This window comes from Streptomyces sp. H51, assembly GCF_035656535.1.
Taxonomy (GTDB): Bacteria; Actinomycetota; Actinomycetes; order Streptomycetales; family Streptomycetaceae; genus Streptomyces.
Genome location: NZ_JAYMHD010000015.1, coordinates 223956 through 245404, shown reverse-complemented (window position 1 = coordinate 245404; position 21449 = coordinate 223956). Strand labels below are relative to the sequence as shown.

At 70.6% G+C, this 21449-nt stretch carries 20 protein-coding genes and 1 riboswitch; of the genes, 13 read left to right on the top strand and 7 right to left on the bottom strand.

Annotated features, from left to right (window positions below):
- Nucleotides 1–401: 401 nt before the first annotated feature.
- Nucleotides 402–1586 carry a quinolinate synthase NadA gene (nadA, locus tag VKA29_RS04280; protein ID WP_324783799.1) on the bottom strand — a complete coding sequence of 395 codons (1185 nt, stop codon included), beginning with the start codon at nt 1584–1586 and terminating at the stop codon, nt 402–404.
- A gap of 243 nt (nt 1587–1829) precedes the next feature.
- On the opposite strand from nadA, the gene VKA29_RS04275 reads away from it, so the two are divergent.
- Nucleotides 1830–2186: an iron-sulfur cluster assembly accessory protein gene (locus VKA29_RS04275; protein WP_023551351.1), complete on the top strand. Its 357-nt coding sequence runs from the start codon at nt 1830–1832 to the stop codon at nt 2184–2186.
- Nucleotides 2187–2292: 106 nt separating this feature from the next.
- Here the strand turns inward: VKA29_RS04275 and VKA29_RS04270 are convergent, their stop codons facing one another.
- Nucleotides 2293–4065, bottom strand: coding sequence for a hypothetical protein (locus VKA29_RS04270; protein ID WP_324783798.1), 1773 nt, complete (start codon nt 4063–4065; stop codon nt 2293–2295).
- Between the two features lie 166 nt (nt 4066–4231).
- Entirely contained in the window at nt 4232–4441 is a 210-nt protein-coding gene (locus tag VKA29_RS04265; RefSeq protein WP_324783797.1) for a hypothetical protein, read from the bottom strand.
- Between the two features lie 133 nt (nt 4442–4574).
- Between VKA29_RS04265 and VKA29_RS04260 the strand changes: the two genes are divergently transcribed.
- Nucleotides 4575–5549: a carbohydrate kinase family protein gene (locus VKA29_RS04260; RefSeq protein WP_324783796.1), complete on the top strand. Its 975-nt coding sequence runs from the start codon at nt 4575–4577 to the stop codon at nt 5547–5549.
- A gap of 28 nt (nt 5550–5577) precedes the next feature.
- On the opposite strand, the gene VKA29_RS04255 is transcribed toward VKA29_RS04260, so the two are convergent.
- Entirely contained in the window at nt 5578–6954 is a 1377-nt protein-coding gene (locus VKA29_RS04255) for a cysteine desulfurase/sulfurtransferase TusA family protein (RefSeq protein WP_324783795.1), read from the bottom strand.
- 750 nt (nt 6955–7704) lie between these two features.
- Between VKA29_RS04255 and coxB the strand changes: the two genes are divergently transcribed.
- The 4 genes from coxB (at nt 7705) to VKA29_RS04235 (ending at nt 12206) form a co-directional block, all read left to right on the top strand.
- Complete coding sequence (gene coxB / locus VKA29_RS04250) at nt 7705–8664, top strand: cytochrome c oxidase subunit II (protein WP_324783794.1); 960 nt, start codon at nt 7705–7707, stop codon at nt 8662–8664.
- Nucleotides 8661–10397: a cytochrome c oxidase subunit I gene (ctaD, locus tag VKA29_RS04245; RefSeq protein WP_324783793.1), complete on the top strand. Its 1737-nt coding sequence runs from the start codon at nt 8661–8663 to the stop codon at nt 10395–10397. The genes coxB and ctaD overlap by 4 nt, the downstream gene beginning before the upstream one ends.
- Nucleotides 10394–10792 carry a cytochrome c oxidase subunit 4 gene (locus VKA29_RS04240; RefSeq protein ID WP_324783792.1) on the top strand — a complete coding sequence of 133 codons (399 nt, stop codon included), beginning with the start codon at nt 10394–10396 and terminating at the stop codon, nt 10790–10792. The genes ctaD and VKA29_RS04240 overlap by 4 nt, the downstream gene beginning before the upstream one ends.
- 154 nt (nt 10793–10946) lie before the next feature.
- On the top strand, nt 10947–12206 hold the full coding sequence (locus tag VKA29_RS04235; protein ID WP_324783791.1) for a L,D-transpeptidase: 1260 nt from the start codon (nt 10947–10949) through the stop codon (nt 12204–12206).
- Between the two features lie 44 nt (nt 12207–12250).
- Here the strand turns inward: VKA29_RS04235 and VKA29_RS04230 are convergent, their stop codons facing one another.
- The gene (locus VKA29_RS04230) at nt 12251–12652 is read right to left on the bottom strand and encodes a hypothetical protein (protein ID WP_324783790.1); all 402 of its coding nucleotides are present in this window, start codon (nt 12650–12652) and stop codon (nt 12251–12253) included.
- A 199-nt stretch (nt 12653–12851) separates the two neighbouring features.
- Here VKA29_RS04230 and VKA29_RS04225 point away from each other — a divergent pair, with 199 nt between their 5' ends.
- The 6 genes from VKA29_RS04225 to VKA29_RS04200 all read left to right on the top strand — a co-directional run bounded on the left by VKA29_RS04225 (nt 12852) and on the right by VKA29_RS04200 (nt 19950).
- Nucleotides 12852–13472 (top strand): heme-copper oxidase subunit III, encoded by a 621-nt coding sequence (locus VKA29_RS04225; RefSeq protein WP_324783789.1) that lies wholly within the window; start codon nt 12852–12854, stop codon nt 13470–13472.
- Nucleotides 13473–13552: 80 nt separating this feature from the next.
- Entirely contained in the window at nt 13553–14362 is an 810-nt protein-coding gene (locus tag VKA29_RS04220; protein WP_324783788.1) for a c-type cytochrome, read from the top strand.
- Nucleotides 14359–15417 (top strand): ubiquinol-cytochrome c reductase iron-sulfur subunit, encoded by a 1059-nt coding sequence (locus VKA29_RS04215; RefSeq protein WP_324783787.1) that lies wholly within the window; start codon nt 14359–14361, stop codon nt 15415–15417. The genes VKA29_RS04220 and VKA29_RS04215 overlap by 4 nt, the downstream gene beginning before the upstream one ends.
- The gene (locus tag VKA29_RS04210; RefSeq protein ID WP_324783786.1) at nt 15414–17051 is read left to right on the top strand and encodes a cytochrome bc complex cytochrome b subunit; all 1638 of its coding nucleotides are present in this window, start codon (nt 15414–15416) and stop codon (nt 17049–17051) included. The genes VKA29_RS04215 and VKA29_RS04210 overlap by 4 nt, the downstream gene beginning before the upstream one ends.
- Before the next feature lie 122 nt (nt 17052–17173).
- Nucleotides 17174–18238, top strand: a complete 1065-nt coding sequence (trpD, locus tag VKA29_RS04205; RefSeq protein WP_324783785.1) for an anthranilate phosphoribosyltransferase — start codon at nt 17174–17176, stop codon at nt 18236–18238.
- 73 nt (nt 18239–18311) lie between these two features.
- Nucleotides 18312–18428, top strand: a riboswitch (SAM riboswitch).
- 160 nt (nt 18429–18588) lie between these two features.
- The gene (locus tag VKA29_RS04200; protein ID WP_324783784.1) at nt 18589–19950 is read left to right on the top strand and encodes an aminotransferase class V-fold PLP-dependent enzyme; all 1362 of its coding nucleotides are present in this window, start codon (nt 18589–18591) and stop codon (nt 19948–19950) included.
- 28 nt (nt 19951–19978) lie between these two features.
- On the opposite strand, the gene VKA29_RS04195 is transcribed toward VKA29_RS04200, so the two are convergent.
- Entirely contained in the window at nt 19979–20260 is a 282-nt protein-coding gene (locus tag VKA29_RS04195) for an Lrp/AsnC family transcriptional regulator (protein WP_324783783.1), read from the bottom strand.
- Nucleotides 20257–21033 (bottom strand): rhomboid family intramembrane serine protease, encoded by a 777-nt coding sequence (locus VKA29_RS04190; RefSeq protein WP_324783883.1) that lies wholly within the window; start codon nt 21031–21033, stop codon nt 20257–20259. The genes VKA29_RS04195 and VKA29_RS04190 overlap by 4 nt, the downstream gene beginning before the upstream one ends.
- Nucleotides 21034–21167: 134 nt before the next feature.
- Here VKA29_RS04190 and VKA29_RS04185 point away from each other — a divergent pair, with 134 nt between their 5' ends.
- Nucleotides 21168–21410: a hypothetical protein gene (locus VKA29_RS04185; RefSeq protein ID WP_324783782.1), complete on the top strand. Its 243-nt coding sequence runs from the start codon at nt 21168–21170 to the stop codon at nt 21408–21410.
- The last annotated feature ends 39 nt before the right edge of the window (nt 21411–21449 follow it).

Sequence of the window (21449 nt, the reverse complement as noted above, 5' to 3'; positions counted from 1 at the left end):
GCATTCTGTCCGTACGGCCCGACAGGCGGGCCGCCGAAACGGAGGTCTCGTCGCGGTGAGTATCCACCTGCACCTTCGCGCCATCGCGGAGTCAGAGATCCGGGACGACCACACCTGGCTTGCGGCGTTCACATGTCCGAGGCTTGGGACAACCACCCCGACGAGTGCGCGGCAGGCATCGCCGACTCGATCGACAAGGTCTTCAACTCCGTCGATGACCTCTGTGCCGCAGCCGAGGTCCTCGATGCAGACGCCCCGTGGAGCACAGCGCTGACGCCGAGCCTCCGACTTTCCTCTGATGCTTCTGGATGAGCCTGGGGTGTCGCAGGCCGCAGACTTCCTCGCAACGGCACGCCGCCACCACCCCGCCGGTTCGCGGCGGGGTGGTGGTACGGCAGCTCCTACGGCAGCGCCAGCATCCGCTCCAGCGCGAGCTTCGCGTACGCCTCGGTCTCCTTGTCGACCTGGATCCGGTTGACCAGGTTGCCGTCGGCCAGGGACTCCAGGGCCCAGACCAGATGCGGCAGGTCGATGCGGTTCATGGTCGAGCAGAAGCACACCGTGCGGTCGAGGAAGACGATCTCCTTGCCCTCCGGAGCGAAACGGTTCGCCAGCCGGCGGACCAGGTTCAGCTCCGTGCCGATCGCCCACTTGGAGCCGGCCGGGGCCGCCTCCAGCGTCTTGATGATGTACTCCGTCGAACCGACGTAGTCCGCCGCGGCCACGACCTCGTGCCGGCACTCAGGGTGGACCAGCACGTTCACGCCCGGGACGCGCTCACGCACGTCCTCGACCGACCGCAGGTCGAAGCGGCCGTGGACCGAGCAGTGGCCCCGCCAGAGGATCATCTTCGCGGCCCGCAGTTCCTCGGCCGTCAGCCCGCCGTTCGGCTTGTGCGGGTTGTAGACGACGCAGTCCTCCAGGGACATGCCCATGTCCCGCACCGCGGTGTTGCGGCCCAGGTGCTGGTCCGGCAGGAACAGCACCTTCTCCCCCTGCTGGAAGGCCCACTCCAGGGCCCGCCGCGCGTTGGAGGAGGTGCAGATCGTGCCGCCGTGCCGACCCGTGAACGCCTTGATGTCCGCGGAGGAGTTCATGTACGAGACGGGCACGACCTGCTCGGCCACGCCGGCCTCGGTCAGCACGTCCCAGCACTCGGCGACCTGCTCGGCGGTGGCCATGTCGGCCATCGAGCAGCCGGCGGCGAGGTCGGGCAGGACGACCTTCTGGTCGTCGGAGGTCAGGATGTCCGCGGACTCCGCCATGAAGTGCACACCGCAGAACACGATGTACTCGGCTTCCGGGCGAGCGGCCGCGTCCCGGGCCAGCTTGAAGGAGTCGCCGGTGACGTCCGCGAACTGGATGACCTCGTCGCGCTGGTAGTGGTGGCCGAGCACGAAGACCTTGTCGCCGAGCCGTTCCTTGGCGGCGCGGGCACGCTCCACCAGGTCCGGGTCGGACGGCGACGGGAGCTCCCCGGGACACTCGACGCCCCGCTCGCTGCGCGGATCGGCCTCACGACCGAGGAGCAGCAGGGCGAGGGGCGTCGGCTGTACGTCGAGCTCCTGGGTGTGGGCGGTGGTCACGTCACGCACCCTTTCTACTTTTCGTCGAACTGACGCTATCTATCATAACCCGGTTCATGTCACTTTGACGATGGTCATCGCGTCGATGTGACGTGAATCCCCGTCGGCCGTTTTCCGCCTCCCGTCGCATGTGCGAGCATGAGGAGGGAACCAAAAGACAGACACCCGGCCCGGAATGAATCCGCGGCCCCGCCGGTTGCAACCGTCGGCAAGCAGTCTCCGTACAACCCGGGAGAGATGTAGATGTCCGTATCGGACGAGACCACCACCGTCACCGACGGCATCATCCTGACCGACGCCGCGGCGGCGAAGGTCAAGGCCCTGCTCGACCAGGAAGGCCGGGACGACCTCGCCCTGCGCGTCGCCGTCCAGCCCGGCGGCTGCTCCGGCCTGCGCTACCAGCTCTTCTTCGACGAGCGTTCCCTCGACGGCGACGTGGAGAAGGACTTCGGCGGGGTCAAGGTCGTCACCGACCGCATGAGCGCCCCGTACCTCGGCGGCGCCACCGTCGACTTCGTGGACACCATCGAGAAGCAGGGCTTCACGATCGACAACCCGAACGCGACGGGCTCCTGCGCCTGCGGCGACTCCTTCAGCTGAACCGCTGAACCGCTGAACCGCCGAGCCCGGACGGTATCCGGGTACTCGGAAGGCGGCGGTCCCCCATGGGGGACCGCCGCCTTCGCCGTGTCCGCCGCTGCCGCTCCTACCGCGCCCCGGACGGCTGCGGCAGCCGGGCCCCGGGCCTCGTCCGCGGGATCGGCTTGCCGTCGGAGCCCACCACCGTGCGGTCGCCGAGCGGCTCGTCGAGGTGGAGCACCTTCCGGTACTCCTTGGCGATCTTGATGCAGACCTTGTCCGGCCACGGCGTCTCGGTGACCGTCACCGTCACCCTGTCCGGGCTCTCGCTCGCCGTCGCCTCGTAGTCCGCGCACACCCCGCCCGTGAAGGTGACGGTCAGCTCGCGGTCGTCGGCGCTGTAGCCGTCCACCTTCACGCCCCGCGGGGCCGCCGTCGCGGAGGGAGCGCCCGAGGGAGCGCCGGACGCCAGGTACTCCGGGTCGACCGCCGTACGCGTCACCGTGACGGTGTCCCGCGCGCCCGGCGCCCGCACCTCGAACAGCCAGGACGGCACCAGCGCCGGCCGCCCGTCCACCGTGTGCGCCGCCAGCCCGAACACCGCGCCCTCGACCGTGGCGGCAGGCTGCGCGGGCGTGGCCGTCCCGCCCGGCGACGACTGCCCGCACGGCTCCTCCAGCCGGTCCTTCAGCGGCACCGGACTGGCGCAGCCCCCGATGCCCGTCCGACGGCCGGCCGGCGGAGCCGCGTTCATCGCGTCGAGCGTCTCGCGCGCCCCCAGCACGGGGTACGTGTCGCCCTTCACCGGCGCCTTCAGCCGGCCGTTGCCGCCGACCAGCTCGCCCTGCGCGTTCACCGCCAGCCCGGTCGTCCAGCCGTAGGTGGGCAGCCCGCCGACCACCGGGTCGGCGTTGACGACCCGCTGCGTGCCCGTGACCCGGCTCGCGTCCACCTTGGCGGCGTCCTGGCCGGCCGCCTTCAGCACGGGTGCGACGGCCTTCTTCGCGGCGGCCTCGCTCACCGTGCGGCCGACCGGGTTCGCGGGGTCCTTCGTGCACACGAGAGTGCCCTGGCAGGCGTCGGTGCCGGCGGCGTACCGGTGGAACGTCCAGTTGCCCGGCGCCTGCCGGTCCACCACCAGGCTGGGCCCCGACCCGTCCTTCGCCGGACCCACCCACCAGGACCGCCCCCGCGCCACCGGCGTTCCGTCGAGCCCGAGGGCCTCCGCCAGCCGGGCCACCTCCTCCTCGGTCACCTGGCCGGCCGCCCGGTACACGGGCGCCGAGTCCGGCCCGTCCGGGAGGGTGCCGTCGACCCGGTACGTCGTGCCGTACGGGTCCGGCTCGCCGGGCGCGATCCCGTTCGTGCCGCCCTCGGACCGGCCGTCGAGGGCGAGCGGCGGGGGCGTGCCGTCGCCCCCCGGCGCCCCCGGACCGCTGCCGCCGGACCCGCCCGTAGCGTCGGCGGCGAGATACGCCCCGCCCGCCCCGACGAGCAGCACAGCGGCGACGACCGACGCGACGACCGCCGGGGAGCGCCGCCGGAGCGCTCGCGCACCCGCATCGTGGGCCTGCCGCTCCCCGGGACCGGGGGTGGCATCGGGAACCCCGGCTTCGCCCTCACCGACAGCGGAGACAGCCCCGGCCTTGCCGGCCGCGGATGGTGTTCCGGCCTCGGCCTTGCCGGCCGCTGAGGGCCGCGAGGCGGAGTCACCGGCACGGGCCTCGTCCCCGGGGTCGGAGTCCTGCGCGGGGGTGCTGGTCCCGGGGGCGGAGTCCTCCGCGGGGGTCCCGGCGGCGGAGCCCTCCGCGCCGGGTGCGTGCCCGGCGTCGGAGGTCCTGCTCTCGTCGTCGCCGGAGGGTCCGACGACGTCGTCGTTGTCGGGTCGCTCGGTGTTCACCGCATCGCTCCTTCGGCCGCACTGTCCCGGTAACCCTGACCCGGCCCTGCCAAAACGGCCGGCCGGAGGGTCGCATCGCGCTTCCCCTTCACGGGGGACGGCGATGGGACGCGGCGGGGGAGCGTACGGTTCCCCGAACGAGCCGATCCCTGCTGCCGCGGCGGATTCAGTCGCCGTAGTCCGACATCGCCTCCAGCAGTCGGGCCGAGTCCGGCGGAACCGTCACGCCGTGAATGTGCGAGGGGGACACCGGCCGGGCGGCGGCCTTGTCCGGAACCGCCCAGTGCGGGGCCATCCGGGCGCAGTCGCCGCGCAGCGACGCGAGGCCGCCTTCCAGGTCGGCCGGGGCCGGGGAATGGACGTCGAGGTTGGTCATACCGGCACCGTAGGCACGCCGGAGACGGCGAAGAAAGATCTACTATTGGGTAGTTTCCGTGCTTCGAAGGCGGTGCCGGACCCGGTAGCGTGAACTGTCAACCCAGTTTTCTCCCCCCAGGAGAGTCCACGCCGTGCGCATCGCAGTCACCGGCTCCATCGCCACCGACCACCTCATGACCTTCCCCGGCCGATTCGCCGACCAACTCGTCGCGGACCAGCTGCACACGGTCTCGCTCTCCTTCCTGGTCGACAACCTCGACGTCCGCCGCGGCGGCGTCGGCGCGAACATCGCCTTCGGCATGGGGCAGCTCGGCACGAAGCCGATCCTGGTCGGCGCCGCCGGCTTCGATTTCGACGGCTACCGCGCCTGGCTGGAGCGGCACGGCGTCGACACCGACTCCGTACGCATCTCCGAGACCCTGCACACCGCCCGCTTCGTGTGCACCACCGACGCCGACCACAACCAGATCGGCTCCTTCTACACGGGCGCCATGAGCGAGGCCCGCCAGATCGAGCTGAAGACCGTCGCCGACCGCGTCGGCGGCCTCGACCTGGTCCTGATCGGCGCCGACGACCCGGAGGCGATGCTCCGGCACACCGAGGAGTGCCGCTCCCGGGGCATCCCGTTCGCCGCCGACTTCTCCCAGCAGATCGCCCGCATGCACGGCGACGAGATCCGGATACTGCTGGACGGCGCCACCTACCTGTTCTCGAACGAGTACGAGAAGGGCCTGATCGAGAGCAAGACCGGCTGGAGCGACGAGGAGATCCTCGGCCGGGTCGGCCACCGGGTCACTACCCTCGGCTCGCGCGGCGTGCGCGTCGAGCGGGCCGGCGAGCCGGCCATCGAGGTCGGCACCCCCGACGAGGAGCGCAAGGCCGACCCCACCGGCGTCGGCGACGCCTTCCGCGCCGGATTCCTCTCCGGCCTGGCGTGGGGCGTCTCCCTGGAGCGCGCCGCCCAGATCGGCTGCATGCTCGCCACGCTCGTCATCGAGACGGTCGGCACCCAGGAGTACCAGCTGCGCCGCGCCCACTTCATGGAGCGCTTCACCAAGGCCTACGGCGACGAGGCGGCCTCCGAGGTCAAGAAGCACCTCAACTAGCATCCCGGCCGGCGCCCGGCCCGGCGCGTCAGGACAGTCGGCGGACCACGTACGCCGATCCCCGGTCCGTCGGCTCCTCGCCGACGTACTCCTGGCCCCGCATCTCGCACCACGCGGGGATGTCCAGGCGCGCCGCCTCGTCGTCCGACAGGACGCGGACCCGGCCGCCCACCGGGACCTCGCCGATGACCTTGGCGAGTTCGATCACGGGGATCGGGCAGCGTCTGCCGAGGGCGTCCACCACGAGGGCGTCGTCCCGGACGACCGCCTCGGACGCCGGTGCCGCGAGCTTGTCCCGGACCGCCGCCACCACCCCGGGCAGCACCTCCAGGAACCGCTCGACGTCCTCCGCCGGCGTCCCCGGCGGCAGCGACACCCGCACGTTGCCCTCACTCAGCACCCCCATCGCCCGGAGCACATGGCTGGGCGTCAGCGTGCTGCTCGTGCAGGACGAGCCGGAGGAGACCGAGAAGCCGGCGCGGTCCAGCTCGTGCAGCAATGTCTCCCCATCGACATAGAGACACGAGAACGTGACGGTTCCGGGCAGGCGGCGGGCGGGATCCCCGACCACCTCCACGTCCGGCACCAGCGCCGGCACCCGGGACCGGATCCGCTCCGTCAGCTCCCGCAGCCGTGCCGCCTCCAGCTCCGCCTCCGCGCGCACCGCCCGCAGCGAGGCGGCCGCCGCCACCACGGCCGGCAGGTTCTCGAAGCCGGGGGAGCGCCCCGACTCCCGCTCGTCCGCCGGGTCCTGGGGAGCGAACCGCACCCCCTTGCGCACGACGAGCAGCCCCACCCCCGACGGCCCGCCCCACTTGTGGGCGCTCGCCGCCAGCAGCGACCAGTCGCCCTCGACCGGCCCCCAGCCCAGCGACTGCGCCGCGTCCACCAGCAGCGGCACGCCCGCCGCACGGCACGCCTCGGCCACGGCCGCCACCGGCTGCTCGGTACCCACCTCGTGGTTGGCCGACTGCAGGCACGCGAGCGCGGTGTCCGGGCGCAGGGCGTCCTCGTAGCCCCGCACGGTCACCGCGCCCGTGCGGTCCACGGGCACCTGGGTCACCGTTCCGCCGTCCGCCTCCCACGCCTCCGCCGAATGGAGGACCGAGGAGTGTTCGACGGCTGACACGATCAGGTGACGTCCGATCCGCCGCCGGCCCGCCAGCGCGCCCGCGATCCCGGTGTGTACGGCGCGGGTGCCGGAGGAGGTGAAGACGAGTTCGTCCGGCCGGCAGCCCACGGCCTCGGCGGCCGCCTCGCGGGCCGCGTCCAGCAGCAGCCGGGCGCGCCGTCCCTCCCGGTAGGGACGCGACGGATCGGCCCATCCCTCGTCGAGCGAGGCGAGCAGCGCCTGACGGGCCACGGGGTGCAGAGGAGCGGCGGACGCCGCGTCGAAGTAGGACACACGGCAACGCTAGGCCCCCGGCCGGCACACCCCGGCACACCCCCCGAAGGGGGCGCCCTCCCGGGCCGCGCCCCGCCGCCTTGCCGGGCCGCGCCCGCCCGCCGGGCCGCAGGCCGCCCCGCCCCCGCTGCGCCGCCCGTCGCGCCTGCCCCTCCGGGGTGCGCTCGCGGTGCCGCCACACCGCGCCCACTGTCTTGCCAGGCCGCTGGCCGCCCGCAGTTCGGGTGGCCAGCGACTCGCCGTGCCACGTCCCCGCCGCCGCGCCGCGCCGCTCCGCCATGTACGCCGGCCCGGCGTCCGCCACGCACACCGGCCCGGCGTCCGCCACGCACGCCGGGCCGCACGCAGGCCCCGACTTCGCGGCTCAGCACCCCCTCGCCGCGCCGCGCCGACCACCCCATCGGCCTGCGCCCCCGCCCCGCCCCGCGCCCGCCGCACCCCCGCCCCGCCCGCCGCCGCGCCGCAGGCCCGACTTCGCCGGGTCGCGCGGTCCGTCGTGCCGGGTCGCAGGCCGTCCCGCCGCCCCGGCGAGGGGGCTGAGCGGGCGTCAGCGGTGGGTCGTGGGGCGGCAGCCGACCCCTTCGGCTGAGCGCACGGCGCGTTGGGGACCCTCCCCGCGCGACCCCAAATGGCGTCGGCTAGGGTTTGGTCCGCATAAACATCCAAACCCCTGCCCGACGCAGGGCGGCGACCGACCAGCGAGAAGGCCGCAGCCGATCCGCGCGGGCGAGACTCTCGGGAAGGCGCTACGTGAGTCCCAACGGCTCCGACCGCTCGCCGCGGCGCCCGATGCGGCGGAAGCTGCTGCAGGCACTGACCGCGGCCCTGGTCCTGGCGACCGCCACCGGTTGCACATACAAGGACTTTCCTCGCCTGGGTATGCCCAACCCGGCCTCGGAGGAGGCTCCGCGGATCCTCTCCCTGTGGCAGGGATCCTGGGCCGCCGCGCTCGTCGTCGGCGTGCTGGTGTGGGGTCTGATTCTGTGGAGCGCCATGTTCCACCGGCGCAGCCGCACCAAGGTCGAGGTCCCTCCGCAGACCCGGTACAACATGCCCATCGAGGCCCTGTACACGGTTGTCCCGCTCCTGATCGTCTCGGTGCTGTTCTACTTCACCGCCCGCGACGAGTCGAAGCTCCTCGAACTGAAGAAGAACCCCGACGTCACGGTCAACGTCGTCGGCTTCCAGTGGAGCTGGGCCTTCAACTACATCACCCCCGTCGCCGGCTCGACCGGTGACGCGAAGACCGACAAGAACCTGGACGCCGTCCCGAACCGGTACAAGGACGACTTCCCGGCCAACGCCGGCGGCGTCTACGACATCGGCACCCCGGCCACCCGGAATCCGCAGACCGGCAACCCCGGCCCGACGCTGTGGCTCCCCAAGGGCAAGACGGTCCGCTTCGTCCTCACCTCGCGGGACGTCATCCACTCCTTCTGGGTGGTGCCGTTCCTGATGAAGCAGGACGTCATCCCGGGCCACACCAACGCCTTCGAGGTGACCCCCAACAAGGAGGGCACGTTCCTGGGCAAGTGCGCCGAGCTGTGCGGTGTCGACCACTCCCGGATGCTGTTCAACGTGAAGGTCGTCTCCCCTGAGCGCTACGAGCAGCACCTCAAGGACCTCGCGAAGAAGGGGCAGACCGGTTACGTTCCCGCCGGCATCGCGCAGACGAGCCACGAGAAGAACCGGGAGACGAACAACCTGTGAGCACCGTCAACGAACCCAAGGGTGCCGCGGCAGCAGGGTCCTACTACGAGGACGAGCTGCCGGTCCGGCGCCAGAACCGCGGCAGTGTCGTGGTCAAGTGGCTGACCACGACCGACCACAAGACCATCGGTACGCTGTACATGGTCACGTCGTTCGCGTTCTTCTGCATCGGTGGCGTGATGGCGCTGCTGATGCGCGCCGAGCTGGCCCGTCCGGGCCTGCAGATCCTCTCCAACGAGCAGTTCAACCAGGCCTTCACGATGCACGGCCTGATCATGCTGCTGATGTTCGCGACGCCGCTGTTCGCCGGCTTCGCGAACTGGATCATGCCGCTGCAGATCGGCGCCCCTGACGTCGCCTTCCCGCGGCTGAACATGTTCGCCTACTGGCTGTACCTGTTCGGCTCGCTGATCGCGGCGGCCAGCCTGCTGACCCCGAACGGCGCCCCCGACTTCGGCTGGTTCATGTACGTCCCGCTGTCGGACGCGGTCCACACCCCCGGCATCGGCGCCGACATGGGCATCATGGGCCTGATCCTCTCCGGCTTCGGCACCATCCTCGGCTCGGTCAACTTCATCACCACGATCATCTGCATGCGCGCCCCCGGCATGACGATGTTCCGCATGCCGATCTTCACCTGGAACGTGCTGCTGACCGCCCTGCTGGCGCTCATCGTCTTCCCGGTGCTGGCCGCGGCGCTGTTCGCGCTGGAGGTGGACCGCAAGTTCGGCGCCCACATCTACGACCCCGCCAACGGCGGAGCGTTGCTGTGGCAGCACCTGTTCTGGTTCTTCGGCCATCCCGAGGTGTACATCATCGCGCTGCCGTTCTTCGGCATCGTCAGTGAGATCATCCCGGTCTTCTCCCGCAAGCCGATCTTCGGCTACATGGGCCTGGTCGGCGCCACCATCGCCATCGCGGGTCTGTCCGTGACGGTGTGGGCGCACCACATGTACGCCACCGGCGGTGTGCTGCTGCCGTTCTTCTCCTTCATGACCTTCCTGATCGCGGTCCCGACCGGTGTGAAGTTCTTCAACTGGATCGGCACCATGTGGAAGGGGTCGCTGTCCTTCGAGACGCCGATGCTGTGGTCGACCGGCTTCCTGATCACCTTCCTCTTCGGCGGTCTGACCGGTGTCATCCTGGCCGCGCCCCCGCTGGACTTCCACGTCACGGACTCGTACTTCGTGGTGGCCCACTTCCACTACGTGATCTTCGGCACGGTCGTCTTCGCGATGTTCGCCGGCTTCCACTTCTGGTGGCCGAAGTTCACCGGCAAGATGCTCGACGAGCGCCTCGGCAAGATCACCTTCTGGACGCTGTTCATCGGCTTCCACACCACCTTCCTGGTGCAGCACTGGCTGGGTGCCGAGGGCATGCCGCGCCGGTACGCCGACTACCTGGCGGCCGACGGCTTCACCGCCCTGAACACGGTCTCCACCATCGGCTCCTTCCTGCTCGGCCTGTCGATGCTGCCCTTCTTCTACAACGTGTGGAAGACGGCCAAGTACGGCAAGCCGGTCGAGGTCGACGACCCGTGGGGCTACGGCCGCTCCCTGGAGTGGGCCACGTCCTGCCCGCCGCCGCGGCACAACTTCCTCACCCTGCCGCGGATCCGCAGCGAATCCCCGGCGTTCGACCTGCACCACCCTGACATCGCCGCCCTCGACCAGCTCGAGAACGCCCCGCACGGCGAGCCGGCTGCGCTCGGTGGCAAGGAGGCCGGCAAGTGAAGATCCAGGGCAAGATGTTCATGTGGCTGAGCGTCTTCCTGCTCGCCATGGCGGTCGTCTACGGCGTGTGGTCGAAGGAGCCGGCCGGCACCACGGCCCTCTTCCTGACCTTCGGCCTGAGCATCATGATCGGCTTCTACCTGGGCTTCACGGCCCGGCGGGTCGACCCGGGTGCCCAGGACGACAAGGAGGCGGACGTCGCCGACGACGCCGGCGAGATCGGGTTCTTCAGCCCGCACAGCTGGCAGCCGCTGGCCCTGGCGGCCGGTGGCGCCCTCGCCTTCCTGTCGATCGCGATCGGCTGGTGGCTGATGTTCTTCTCGGCCCCGCTGATCCTGATCGGGCTGTGGGGCTGGGTCTTCGAGTACTACCGCGGTGAGAACCGCACCCAGTAGCACCCGGTGACCGGCACGCAGTAACACGCGCCGAGCGCTCGAGAGCCCGGACACTCCGTCAGGAGGGTCCGGGCTCCTGCTTTCGGCGCAACGCCGGTCACCCGTACGCGTCACTCGGCGCGCCGCCGTTGACGAGGCTCCCTAGCGTGAACCCATGAGCCAATCTCCGCGCACCCGCACCGTCGTCAGCTGCACGCTGCTGGTGATCGCCCTCGGCGCGGGCGGCACCGCTTGCGGCTCGGGCGGCAGCCCGCTGTCCGCGAAGCCGTACGACGCGACGGACCAGATCTCCTTCAGCGTCTCCGGCGAGGGCGGCAAGAAGGCCGACCCGGACAAGCCCCTCGAGGTCACCGTCGAGGACGACGGCCGCATCACCGACGTCACCGCCGTGGACGCCACGGGCCGTCACGTGACGGGCGAACTCTCCGCCGACGGCGCCCGCTGGCACAGCACCTCCCCGCTCGCCGCAGACGCCCACTACACGGTGCGGGTGAGCACGGAGGACGAGGACGGGGCGCCAGGCCGCAAGGTCCTCACCTTCGACACCAGCGAACCCACCGTCAGCAAGCGCCTGACGGTCGAGTTCGGGCCCAAGGACGGCACCTACGGGGTCGGTCAGCCCGTCACCGCCGAACTCAGCCAGCCCGTCAAGGACAAGGCGCAGCGGGCCGTGATCGAACGGGCCCTCAGGGTGGACGCGGCGCCCCGGGTGGAGGGCGCCTGGCACTGGGTGGACGACAAGGAGCTCCACTACCGGCCCAAGGACTACTGGCCCGCCCACGCGACCGTCCAGGTCCGCAGCGAGCTGGACGGCGTCAAGGTCGGCGACCGCCTGCGCGGCGGCGCGTCCAGGCCGCTGAAGCTGGCCATCGGCGACAGCGTCGTCGCCGTCACGGACGCCGCGGCGCACACGATGACGGTGTACAAGAACGACCAGGAGATCAAGACGATGCCGGTGACCACCGGCAAGCCCGGCTTCGAGACCCGAAACGGCGTCAAGGTCGTGCTGAGCAAGGAGTACTTCGTACAGATGCGCAGCAGCACCGTCGGCATCGCCGAGGGCTCCTCGGAGTCGTACGACCTGCCCGTCTACTACGCGACCCGGCTGACCTGGAGCGGCGAGTACGTGCACGCCGCGCCCTGGTCGGTGGGCTCACAGGGCAACGCCAACGTCAGCCACGGCTGCACCGGCATGAGCACGGCCAACGCGGAGTGGTTCTTCGACAACGTCCGCGAGGGCGACGTCGTCAAGGTCGTCAACTCGAACGGCGAGATGATGGCGCCGTTCGGCAACGGCTTCGGCGACTGGAACCTGGACTGGAAGCAGTGGCGCGAAGGCAGCGCGCTGGTCGCGGGCAGCCCGGAGGCGCCCCGCCCGGAGGTCCGGGCGAGGCTGCGTCCCGATTCGGTCTAGGACGCGACGGTCCGTGAGCGCCCTCTCCGGCGCTCACGGCCTTCTCAGGCGCTCACGGCCCTTTTCCGCCGCAGCAGGGAGGCCAGCGCGGAGGCGAACTCCACCGGGTCCGCCGGCAGCGTCACCGCCGCGTCCGCGCGGCTCCAGGTCGCCAGCCAGGCGTCCTGCGGACGGCCGATGAGCAGGAGCACCGGCGGGCAGTCGAAGACCTCGTCCTTGATCTGGCGGCACATCCCCATGCCGCCCATCGGCACCGCCTCGCCGTCCAGGACGCAGACGTCGATGCCGCCCCTGTCCAGTTCCTTCAGGACGGCGGCCGGGGTCGCGCACTCGATGAACTCGACCAGCGGGGCGTCGGGGGCCGGCCGCTTGCCGGAGGCCAGCCGCACCTGTTCGCGGGTGTTGGAGTCGTCGCTGTAGACCAGCACCGTGGCGGTCGGCTGCATTGTTCCTCCGGGACGTCAGCGTCGTACGGCGAGGGACGGGCTCAGCCCGATGCGGCGGATGCTACTCCCTCGCAACCCTTGTCAACAGCCGTCCGCGGCCCTCCGCACACCGCTTCGCTGGGCCATCCGGGCAGTACACACGGTGCGGACACCCCGAACAGCACCCCCCGGCGTGAGGGCTGGATAAGCGACCGACATAATGTCGGTCGTGGCGACAGCAACGACAGTAGAAACCGGGCACGCGCACCCGTCGGTCAATCGGCCGAACCTCACCAGCGTCGGAACCATCATCTGGCTGAGTTCCGAGCTGATGTTCTTCGCGGCCCTCTTCGCGATGTACTTCACCCTTCGATCGGTGACCGGTCCGGACCACTGGAAGGAGATGGCAAGTGCCCTCAACGTTCCGTTCTCCGCGACCAACACCACGATCCTGGTGCTCTCTTCCCTGACCTGTCAGCTCGGCGTGTTCGCCGCCGAGCGCGGTGACGTGAAGAAGCTCCGGGGCTGGTTCATCGTCACCTTCGTGATGGGTGCGATCTTCATCGGCGGTCAGATCTTCGAATACACGGAGCTGGTGAAGAAGGACGGGATCTCGCTCTCCTCCGACCCGTACGGCTCCGTGTTCTACCTGACCACCGGCTTCCACGGCCTGCACGTGACGGGCGGCCTCATCGCCTTCCTGCTGGTCCTCGGGCGCACCTACGCGGCCAGGAGGTTCACCCACGAGCAGGCGACCGCGGCCATCGTCGTGTCCTACTACTGGCACTTCGTCGATGTCGTCTGGATCGGCCTCTTCGCCACGATCTACCTGATCAAGTAGCAGGGCCCGTTCCCGCGTGCGCCGCACCGGCGCACATCCCAGAAGCATCGACGCAGAAGATCCTGACACCGGGGTAATCCGTGAAAAAGCTCTCCGCACGACGACGCCATCCGCTGGCGGCAGTCGTCGTCCTACTCCTCGCGCTGGCGGCCACCGGGGGGCTGTACGCCGTGTTCGCGCCCGCGAGCAAGGCGCAGGCCGACGACACCGCCCAGTCCCTCGCCATCGACGAGGGCAAGAAGCTCTACGCCGTGGGCTGCGCCAGCTGCCACGGCACCGGCGGTCAGGGCACCTCCGACGGTCCGAGCCTCGTGGGCGTGGGCGCCGCGGCCGTCGACTTCCAGGTCGGCACCGGCCGTATGCCGGCCCAGCAGCCGGGCGCGCAGGTCCCCAAGAAGAAGGTCGTCTACACGCAGGCCGAGATCGACCAGCTCGCCGCGTACGTCGCCTCCCTCGGCGCCGGCCCGGCCGTCCCGACCGGGGACAAGTTCGGCACGCAGGGCGCGGACATCGCCAAGGGCGGTGAACTGTTCCGCACCAACTGCGCGCAGTGCCACAACTTCACCGGCAAGGGTGGTGCGCTGACGCACGGCAAGTTCGCGCCGAGCCTCGCGGGCGTCAACCCGAAGCACATCTACGAGGCCATGCAGACCGGCCCGCAGAACATGCCGTCGTTCCCCGACACCACGCTGTCGGAGCAGAACAAGAAGGACATCATCGCGTACCTGAACGCGGTCAACGGGGACAACACCGAGAGCCCCGGTGGCCTCGAGCTGGGCGGACTCGGTCCGGTCAGTGAGGGTCTGTTCGCGTGGGTCTTCGGACTCGGCGTGCTGATCGCGGTCGCCGTCTGGGTCGCCGCTCGGACCGCAAAGGCCAAGAAGTCATGAGTAGCCAAGACATTCCAGAAGAGAACCTGCCCGCTGAGCAGGAGGCCGCGCACGGCGCGGTGAGCGTCGCGGACGAGAAGGACCCGTTCGCCGACCCGGGCCTGCCGCCCCACGAGCACCGGATCCAGGACATCGACGAGCGGGCCGCCAAGCGGTCCGAGCGCACGGTCGCCCTGCTGTTCACGGTGTCGATGCTGGCCACCATCGGCTTCATCGCCTCCTACGTGGCGGTCCCGGACGACAAGTCGATCTACGTCTTCCCGATCGGGCACATCAGCGCGATGAACTTCGCGCTGGGCCTGACCCTCGGACTGGCGCTGTTCTGCATCGGCGCCGGCGCGGTCCACTGGGCCCGCACCCTGATGTCCGACGTGGAGATCGTCGACGAGCGTCACCCGATCGAGGCCTCTCCCGAGGTCCGCGCGAAGGTCCACGCGGACTTCGCGCAGGGCGCCAAGGAGTCGGTGATCGGCCGCCGCGGACTGATCCGCAGCACGATGCTCGGCGCGCTCACCCTGGTGCCGCTGTCCGGCCTGGTGCTGCTGCGCGACCTCGGTCCGCTGCCCGGCACCACGCTGCGCCACACCATGTGGTCCAAGGGCAAGCTGCTCGTCAACATGAACACCAACGAGCCGCTGCGCCCCTCCGACGTCGCGGTCGGCTCGCTCACCTTCGCCAAGCCCGAGGGCCTGGAGGAGCACGACGAGGACTTCCAGAAAGAGATCGCCAAGGCGGCCCTGATGATCGTCCGGCTCCAGCCGGACAACATCAAGGACAAGCGCGAGCTCGAGTGGTCGCACGAGGGCATCGTGGCGTACTCCAAGATCTGCACCCACGTCGGCTGCCCGATCTCGCTGTACGAGCAGCAGACGCACCACGTGCTGTGCCCCTGCCACCAGTCCACCTTCGACCTCTCCGACGGAGCCCGGGTGATCTTCGGCCCCGCCGGTCACGCCCTGCCGCAGCTGCGCATCGGCGTGAACGACGAGGGCTACCTCCAGGCGCTCGGCGACTTCGAGGAGCCCGTCGGTCCTGCTTTCTGGGAGCGCGGATGAGCACTACGACGAACCAACAGTCCCGCGCCCGCGGGAAGGCCTCCGGTGGCGAGCGACTCGCCGACTGGGCCGACGGCCGGCTGGGGATCTACTCCCTGGCCAAGGCCAACATGCGCAAGATCTTCCCCGACCACTGGTCGTTCATGTTGGGCGAAGTCTGCCTGTACAGCTTCATCATCATCATCCTCACGGGTGTGTACCTGACGCTGTTCTTCCACCCGTCGATGAACGAGGTGGAGTACCACGGCAGCTACATCCCGCTGCAGGGCCAGCTGATGTCCGAGGCGTTCAACTCGACCCTGCACATCTCCTTCGACGTGCGCGGTGGCCTGCTCATCCGGCAGATCCACCACTGGGCCGCGCTGATCTTCCTCGCCGGCATGTTCGTGCACATGATGCGCGTGTTCTTCACCGGCGCGTTCCGCAAGCCGCGTGAGATCAACTGGCTGTTCGGCTTCCTGCTGTTCGTCCTGGGCATGTTCACCGGCTTCACCGGCTACTCGCTCCCGGACGACCTGCTCTCCGGCACCGGTGTCCGCTTCATGGAGGGCGCGATCCTGTCCGTGCCGATCGTCGGCACGTACCTGTCGTTCTTCCTCTTCGGCGGCGAGTTCCCGGGCGGCGACTTCGTGGCCCGCTTCTACTCGATCCACATCCTGCTGCTGCCGGGCATCATGCTCGGTCTGGTGGTCGGCCACCTGATCCTGGTCTTCTACCACAAGCACACGCAGTTCGCGGGCCCCGGCAAGACGAACAACAACGTCGTCGGCATGCCGCTGCTGCCGGTGTACATGGCGAAGGCCGGCGGCTTCTTCTTCCTGGTCTTCGGCGTGATCGCGGCCATCGCGGCGATCGCCTCGATCAACCCGATCTGGGCCCTGGGCCCCTACCGTCCGGACCAGGTGTCCACCGGCGCCCAGCCCGACTGGTACATGGGCTTCTCCGAGGGCCTGATCCGCACCATGCCCGGCTGGGAGGTCAACTTCTGGGGCCACACGCTCGTCCTGGGCGTGTTCATCCCGCTGGTGATCTTCCCGCTGGTGCTGGTCACGATCGCGGTCTACCCGTTCATCGAGTCCTGGGTCACCGGCGACAAGCGCGAGCACCACATCCTGGACCGCCCGCGCAACGCCCCGACGCGCACCGCGTTCGGCGCCGCGTGGATCGCCTGGTACTTCGTGATGCTGATCGGCGGCGGCAACGACCTGTTCGCCACGCACTTCCACCTGTCGATCAACGCCATCACCTGGTTCGTGCGGGTGTCGTTCTTCGTCGCGCCGGTGCTGGTGTTCGTGGTCACCAAGCGGATCTGCCTCGGCCTGCAGCGCCGGGACAAGGAGAAGGTGCTGCACGGCCGCGAGGCCGGCATCATCAAGCGCCTGCCGCACGGTGAGTTCATCGAGGTCCACGAGCCGCTCAGCCAGGAGCAGCTGCACACCCTCACGGCGCACGAGCAGTACAAGCCGGTCCAGATCGGCCCGACGGTCGACGAGAACGGCGTCGAGCGCAAGGTCAAGAGCTCCCAGAAGCTGCGCGCCAGGCTGAGCGAGGCGTACTACGGCGAGGAGTCCCAGATCGCGAAGCCGACCGTCGAGGAGTACAAGGAGATCACGAGCGGCCACGGCCACCACTGATCGCTGAGGCGTCGCCACGCCCCGCACAGGGCCCCGTCCGGTCTACGGACGGGGCCCTCTGCCGTGCCGCCCGGCTGGATAGGGTGGGGGCACACTTCCTTCTACGCATCTGGAGCGGCCTTATGAGCGCTGTGACCCCCGCTGGAGGCGACACCGCGGCGGGCCGCTCCTGGCCCGCCCTGCTGAACGGCCTGCTGGCCGGCCGCGACCTGAGCGCCGACGACACCGCCTGGGCGATGGACCTGATCATGCGCGGCGAGGCGACCGACGCGCAGATCGCCGGCTTCGTGGTGGCCCTGCGGGCCAAGGGCGAGACGGTCGAGGAGATCAACGGCCTCGTCCGGACGATGTACGAGCACGCCAACGTCATCGAGGTGCCGGGCGCGGCCGTCGACATCGTCGGCACCGGCGGCGACGGCGCGAAGACGGTCAACATCTCCACCATGTCGTCCATCGTGGTGGCCGGCACGGGCGCGAAGGTCGTCAAGCACGGCAACCGGGCCGCGTCCTCCGCCTCCGGCGCGTCCGACGTCCTGGAGAAGCTGGGCGTCAACCTGGAACTGCCGCTGGAGCGGGTCCCGGTGGTGGCCGAGGAGGCCGGCATCACCTTCTGCTTCGCGATCAAGTTCCACCCGGCGCTGCGCCACGCGGGCGCCGCCCGCGGGCAGCTGGGCATCCGCACGGTGTTCAACGCGCTCGGCCCGCTGACCAACCCGGCGAAGGTCAAGGCGCAGGCGGTGGGCGTCGCCGACCCGCGGATGGCGCCGATCGTGGCCGGCGTGTTCGCCGAGCGCGGCCACTCCTCGCTGGTGTTCCGCGGCGACGACGGCCTCGACGAGCTGACCACCACCGCCACCTCCCGGGTCTGGGTGGTCCGCGACGGCAAGGTCGGCGAGGAGGTCTTCGACCCGCGCGACGTCGGTATCGACCTGGTGCCGGTGGAGGCGCTGCGGGGCGCCGACGCGTCCTACAACGCGGAGGTCGCCCGGCGGCTGCTGGAGGGCGAGACCGGGCCCGTACGGGACGCCGTGCTGCTGAATGCGGCGGCGGCACTGGTAGCCCTGGAGCCGGGCCCCGGGACGCTCGCCGAGCAGATCCGCGAGGGCATGGCCAAGGCCGCGGAATCGATCGACTCCGGCGCGGCCAAGCGCACGCTGGAGCGCTGGGTGGCCGCCAGCAACGCCTGACCGAGGTGCGCGCGGTCCCGTGATCCGGACAGGAGTTGCGGGACCGCGATCACCTCGCGTACGTTCCTGTCCAGGTCATGAGTGACAGTCATACGGCCCCGGCCGGCTGTCCGGCAACCCTCCGTCCGTGGCGGGGTGCCCCGGGTGAGGACCAGGCCGTGGGCAGCGAGGTCCACGGCAAGCGCGGACCCCTCGCACACCAGGGGTCCTGGTCGTCGAGGAGCCTTCTGTGAGCAAGCGAATGCGATAGGGCGCAGCGCCCCGCCTCCGCGTACCCCTCTTTCACCTTTCCCGCGCTTGAGCCGTACGCGCTCGCGCGGTGGATCCCCTTGCCTTCACAGGAGTTCGCCATGTCCGTCTGCACCGCTGCCGTCGCCCCGGCCATTTGCGCCCCGCTGCCCGTTCTGGGCGGGGACGTCACCGTCCCGCTCGCCACCGGCGGCGAGGTCGCCTACGCGGCGCTCGACTACGCGGCCAGCGCCCCCGCCCTGCGGCGCGTCTGGGACGACGTGGCCGCGTACGCGCCGTACTACGGCAGCGTCCACCGCGGCGCCGGTCACCTCTCCCAGCTGTCCACCGACCTGTTCGAGAACGCCCGCCGGACGGTCGCCGGGTTCCTCGACTGCCGCGCCGACGACCAGGTGGTGTTCACCCGCTCCACCACCGACTCGCTCAACCTGCTCGCCGCCGCCCTCCCGGCCGGCTGCCAGGTGTTCGTCTTCGAGACCGAGCACCACGCCTCGCTGCTGCCGTGGCGGGACGCCCGCGTCACCTTCCTCGACGCCCCGCGCAGCCCGCGGCAGGCCGTCGAGACCCTGCGGCGCGCCCTGGCCGCCCGCGCCCCGCACGGGTCGGCCCTGGTCTGCGTCACCGGCGCCTCGAACGTCACCGGCGAGCTGTGGCCGGTGCGCGAGCTGGCCGCCACCGCCCACGCGCACGGCGCCCGCATCGTCCTGGACGCCGCCCAGCTCGCCCCGCACCACCCGGTGAGCGTCCGCGACCTGGACGTCGACTGGGTCGCCCTCTCCGGCCACAAGCTGTACGCGCCCTTCGGCTCCGGCGTCCTGGCCGGCCGCGCCGACTGGCTGCGGGAGGCCGAGCCGTACCTCGCGGGCGGCGGCGCCAGCCGCCGGGTGACCCGGCGCGCGGACGGGGGAGTGGACGTGGAGTGGCACGACAGCGCCGCCCGGCACGAGGCGGGCTCGCCCAACGTCATCGGCGCCTACGCGCTCGCGTCGGCCTGCGAGGCCCTCACCGAGGCCGGTTTCGACACGCTGGTGGCCCGTGAGCAGTACCTGATCGGCAGGGTGCGGGCGGGGCTGGCCGAGGTTCCGGAGGTCAGGGTGCTGTCGCTGTTCGGCGACGACGCGCCCCGCGTCGGCGTCATCTCCTTCGTGGTGGAGGGCTGGAACAGCTCCCACTTCGCCGCCGCCCTGTCCGCCGAGTACGGCATCGGCGTCCGCGACGGCCTGTTCTGCGCCCATCCCCTCGTCCGCACCCTGCTGGGCGGCGAACCGCGGACCCCGGGCGAGTGCGCCGCCCCCGGGGCAGCGCCGGGCGAGAGGTCCCTGAACGCCGTCCGGGTCAGCTTCGGCGCCGGAACGCCCGACGAGCACGTGGAGCGCTTCGTCGGCGCCGTGCGGGAGCTGGTGCGCGACGGCGCGAAGCTGCGCTACCGGACGCGGGACGGCCGCTGCGTCCCGGCGGTGTGAGCAGCCGGGAGCGCCCACGGGGCGGCGGTCAGGAGTCCAGGCCGATCGCGAACGCCGCCTCCAGGTCGTGCTGCGAGTAGGTGCGGAAGGCGACGTGCGTGTCCGTCGCCTCCACGCCGGGGATCTTGCTGATGCGTCCCGGGATGACCTCCGCCAGGTCCTCGTGCTGCCTGACCCGCACCATGGCGATCAGGTCGTAGGTGCCGGTCACGGAGAAGACCTCGCTGACGCTCTCCAGCGCGGCGATCGACTCCGCGATCTCGGGGATCCGGTCCACGCTGGTCTTGATGAGGACGATCGCGGTGATCACGGCTGGTTCTCTCCCTCGGTGGCCGTGGCTGGGGCGGACTTCACCCTATCCCCACCCCGGAACCGCACCCAGGCGACCACGAACCCCAGCCCGAAGCCCATCAGGTGCGCCAGATAGGCCACGCCGGGCCCCTCGGCCGCCCGCCCCGCGGCCACCCACTGCAGGGCCGCCCAGAACGGCAGCACGACCCATGCCGGGAAGCGCAGCGGCAGGAACAGCAGGAACGGCAGGAGACTGGTCACCCGCGCCCCGGGGAAGAGGTACAGGAACGCACCGAGGACCGCCGAGATCGCCCCGGACGCGCCGACCAGCGACTGCCCGGAGGCGGCATTGGCCGCCGAGTAGCCCAGCAGGGCGAGGTAGCCGCAGCCGACGTAGAACAGGGTGAACCGCACGGGGCCCATCCGTTCCTCGGTCATCACGCCGAAGACGTAGAGGAAGAGCATGTTGCCCAGCAGGTGGACCCAGCTGCCGTGGACGAACAGGGCGGTGGCCGGGGTGAGCGCGGCCCGCGCCGAGCCCTCGAACAGCTGCGTGGGCACCACGCCCCAGCGGCGGAAGTAGGCCCGCTGGGCGGCGAGCAGCGTGTCCCCGGAGCCGTAGGCCGGGTTCAGGCCCGCCGCCGGGCCGATCAGGAAGATCAGGCAGCACAGGGCGATCAGCCCGTACGTCACCGGGGCCGAGGGAGCCCGGATCGCTCGGCCGAGGGTCACGCTCCAGTTGCCGATGATGTCGCCGATCACGAACACAGAGCATGACGTAAGGGGACGCATCATCCCGGACCGCCTCGCCGCCGTGGACGGACCAGCGGCGACTACCTGCCAGGCCGTAGGGTTACGGCCACACGCCCCGCCGGGCCGGGGCGTCGCCGACAATGGAAGACCCAGAAGGAAAGAGCACAGTCACGATGACGGTTCCCCTGCCGACCGCCACGACGCGGTGGCGCTGCACGCTCTGCGGCAACCTGACGCGTTTCGATGTGACCCGCTCGTCGAAGGTCGTCGAGTACGTCCACCTCGACCTCGCCGGTGAGCCGACGGTCGAGGAGCGCGAAGTGGTCAGTGAGACCATCGAATCGGTGCGCTGCCGCTGGTGCAACGCCGTGGACCAGGTGGAACTCGTGGACAGGCCGGGTGCCGGCTCCTCCTGAGGGGGACCGGGCCCTCGCACAGCTAGTGGGGTGTGACGG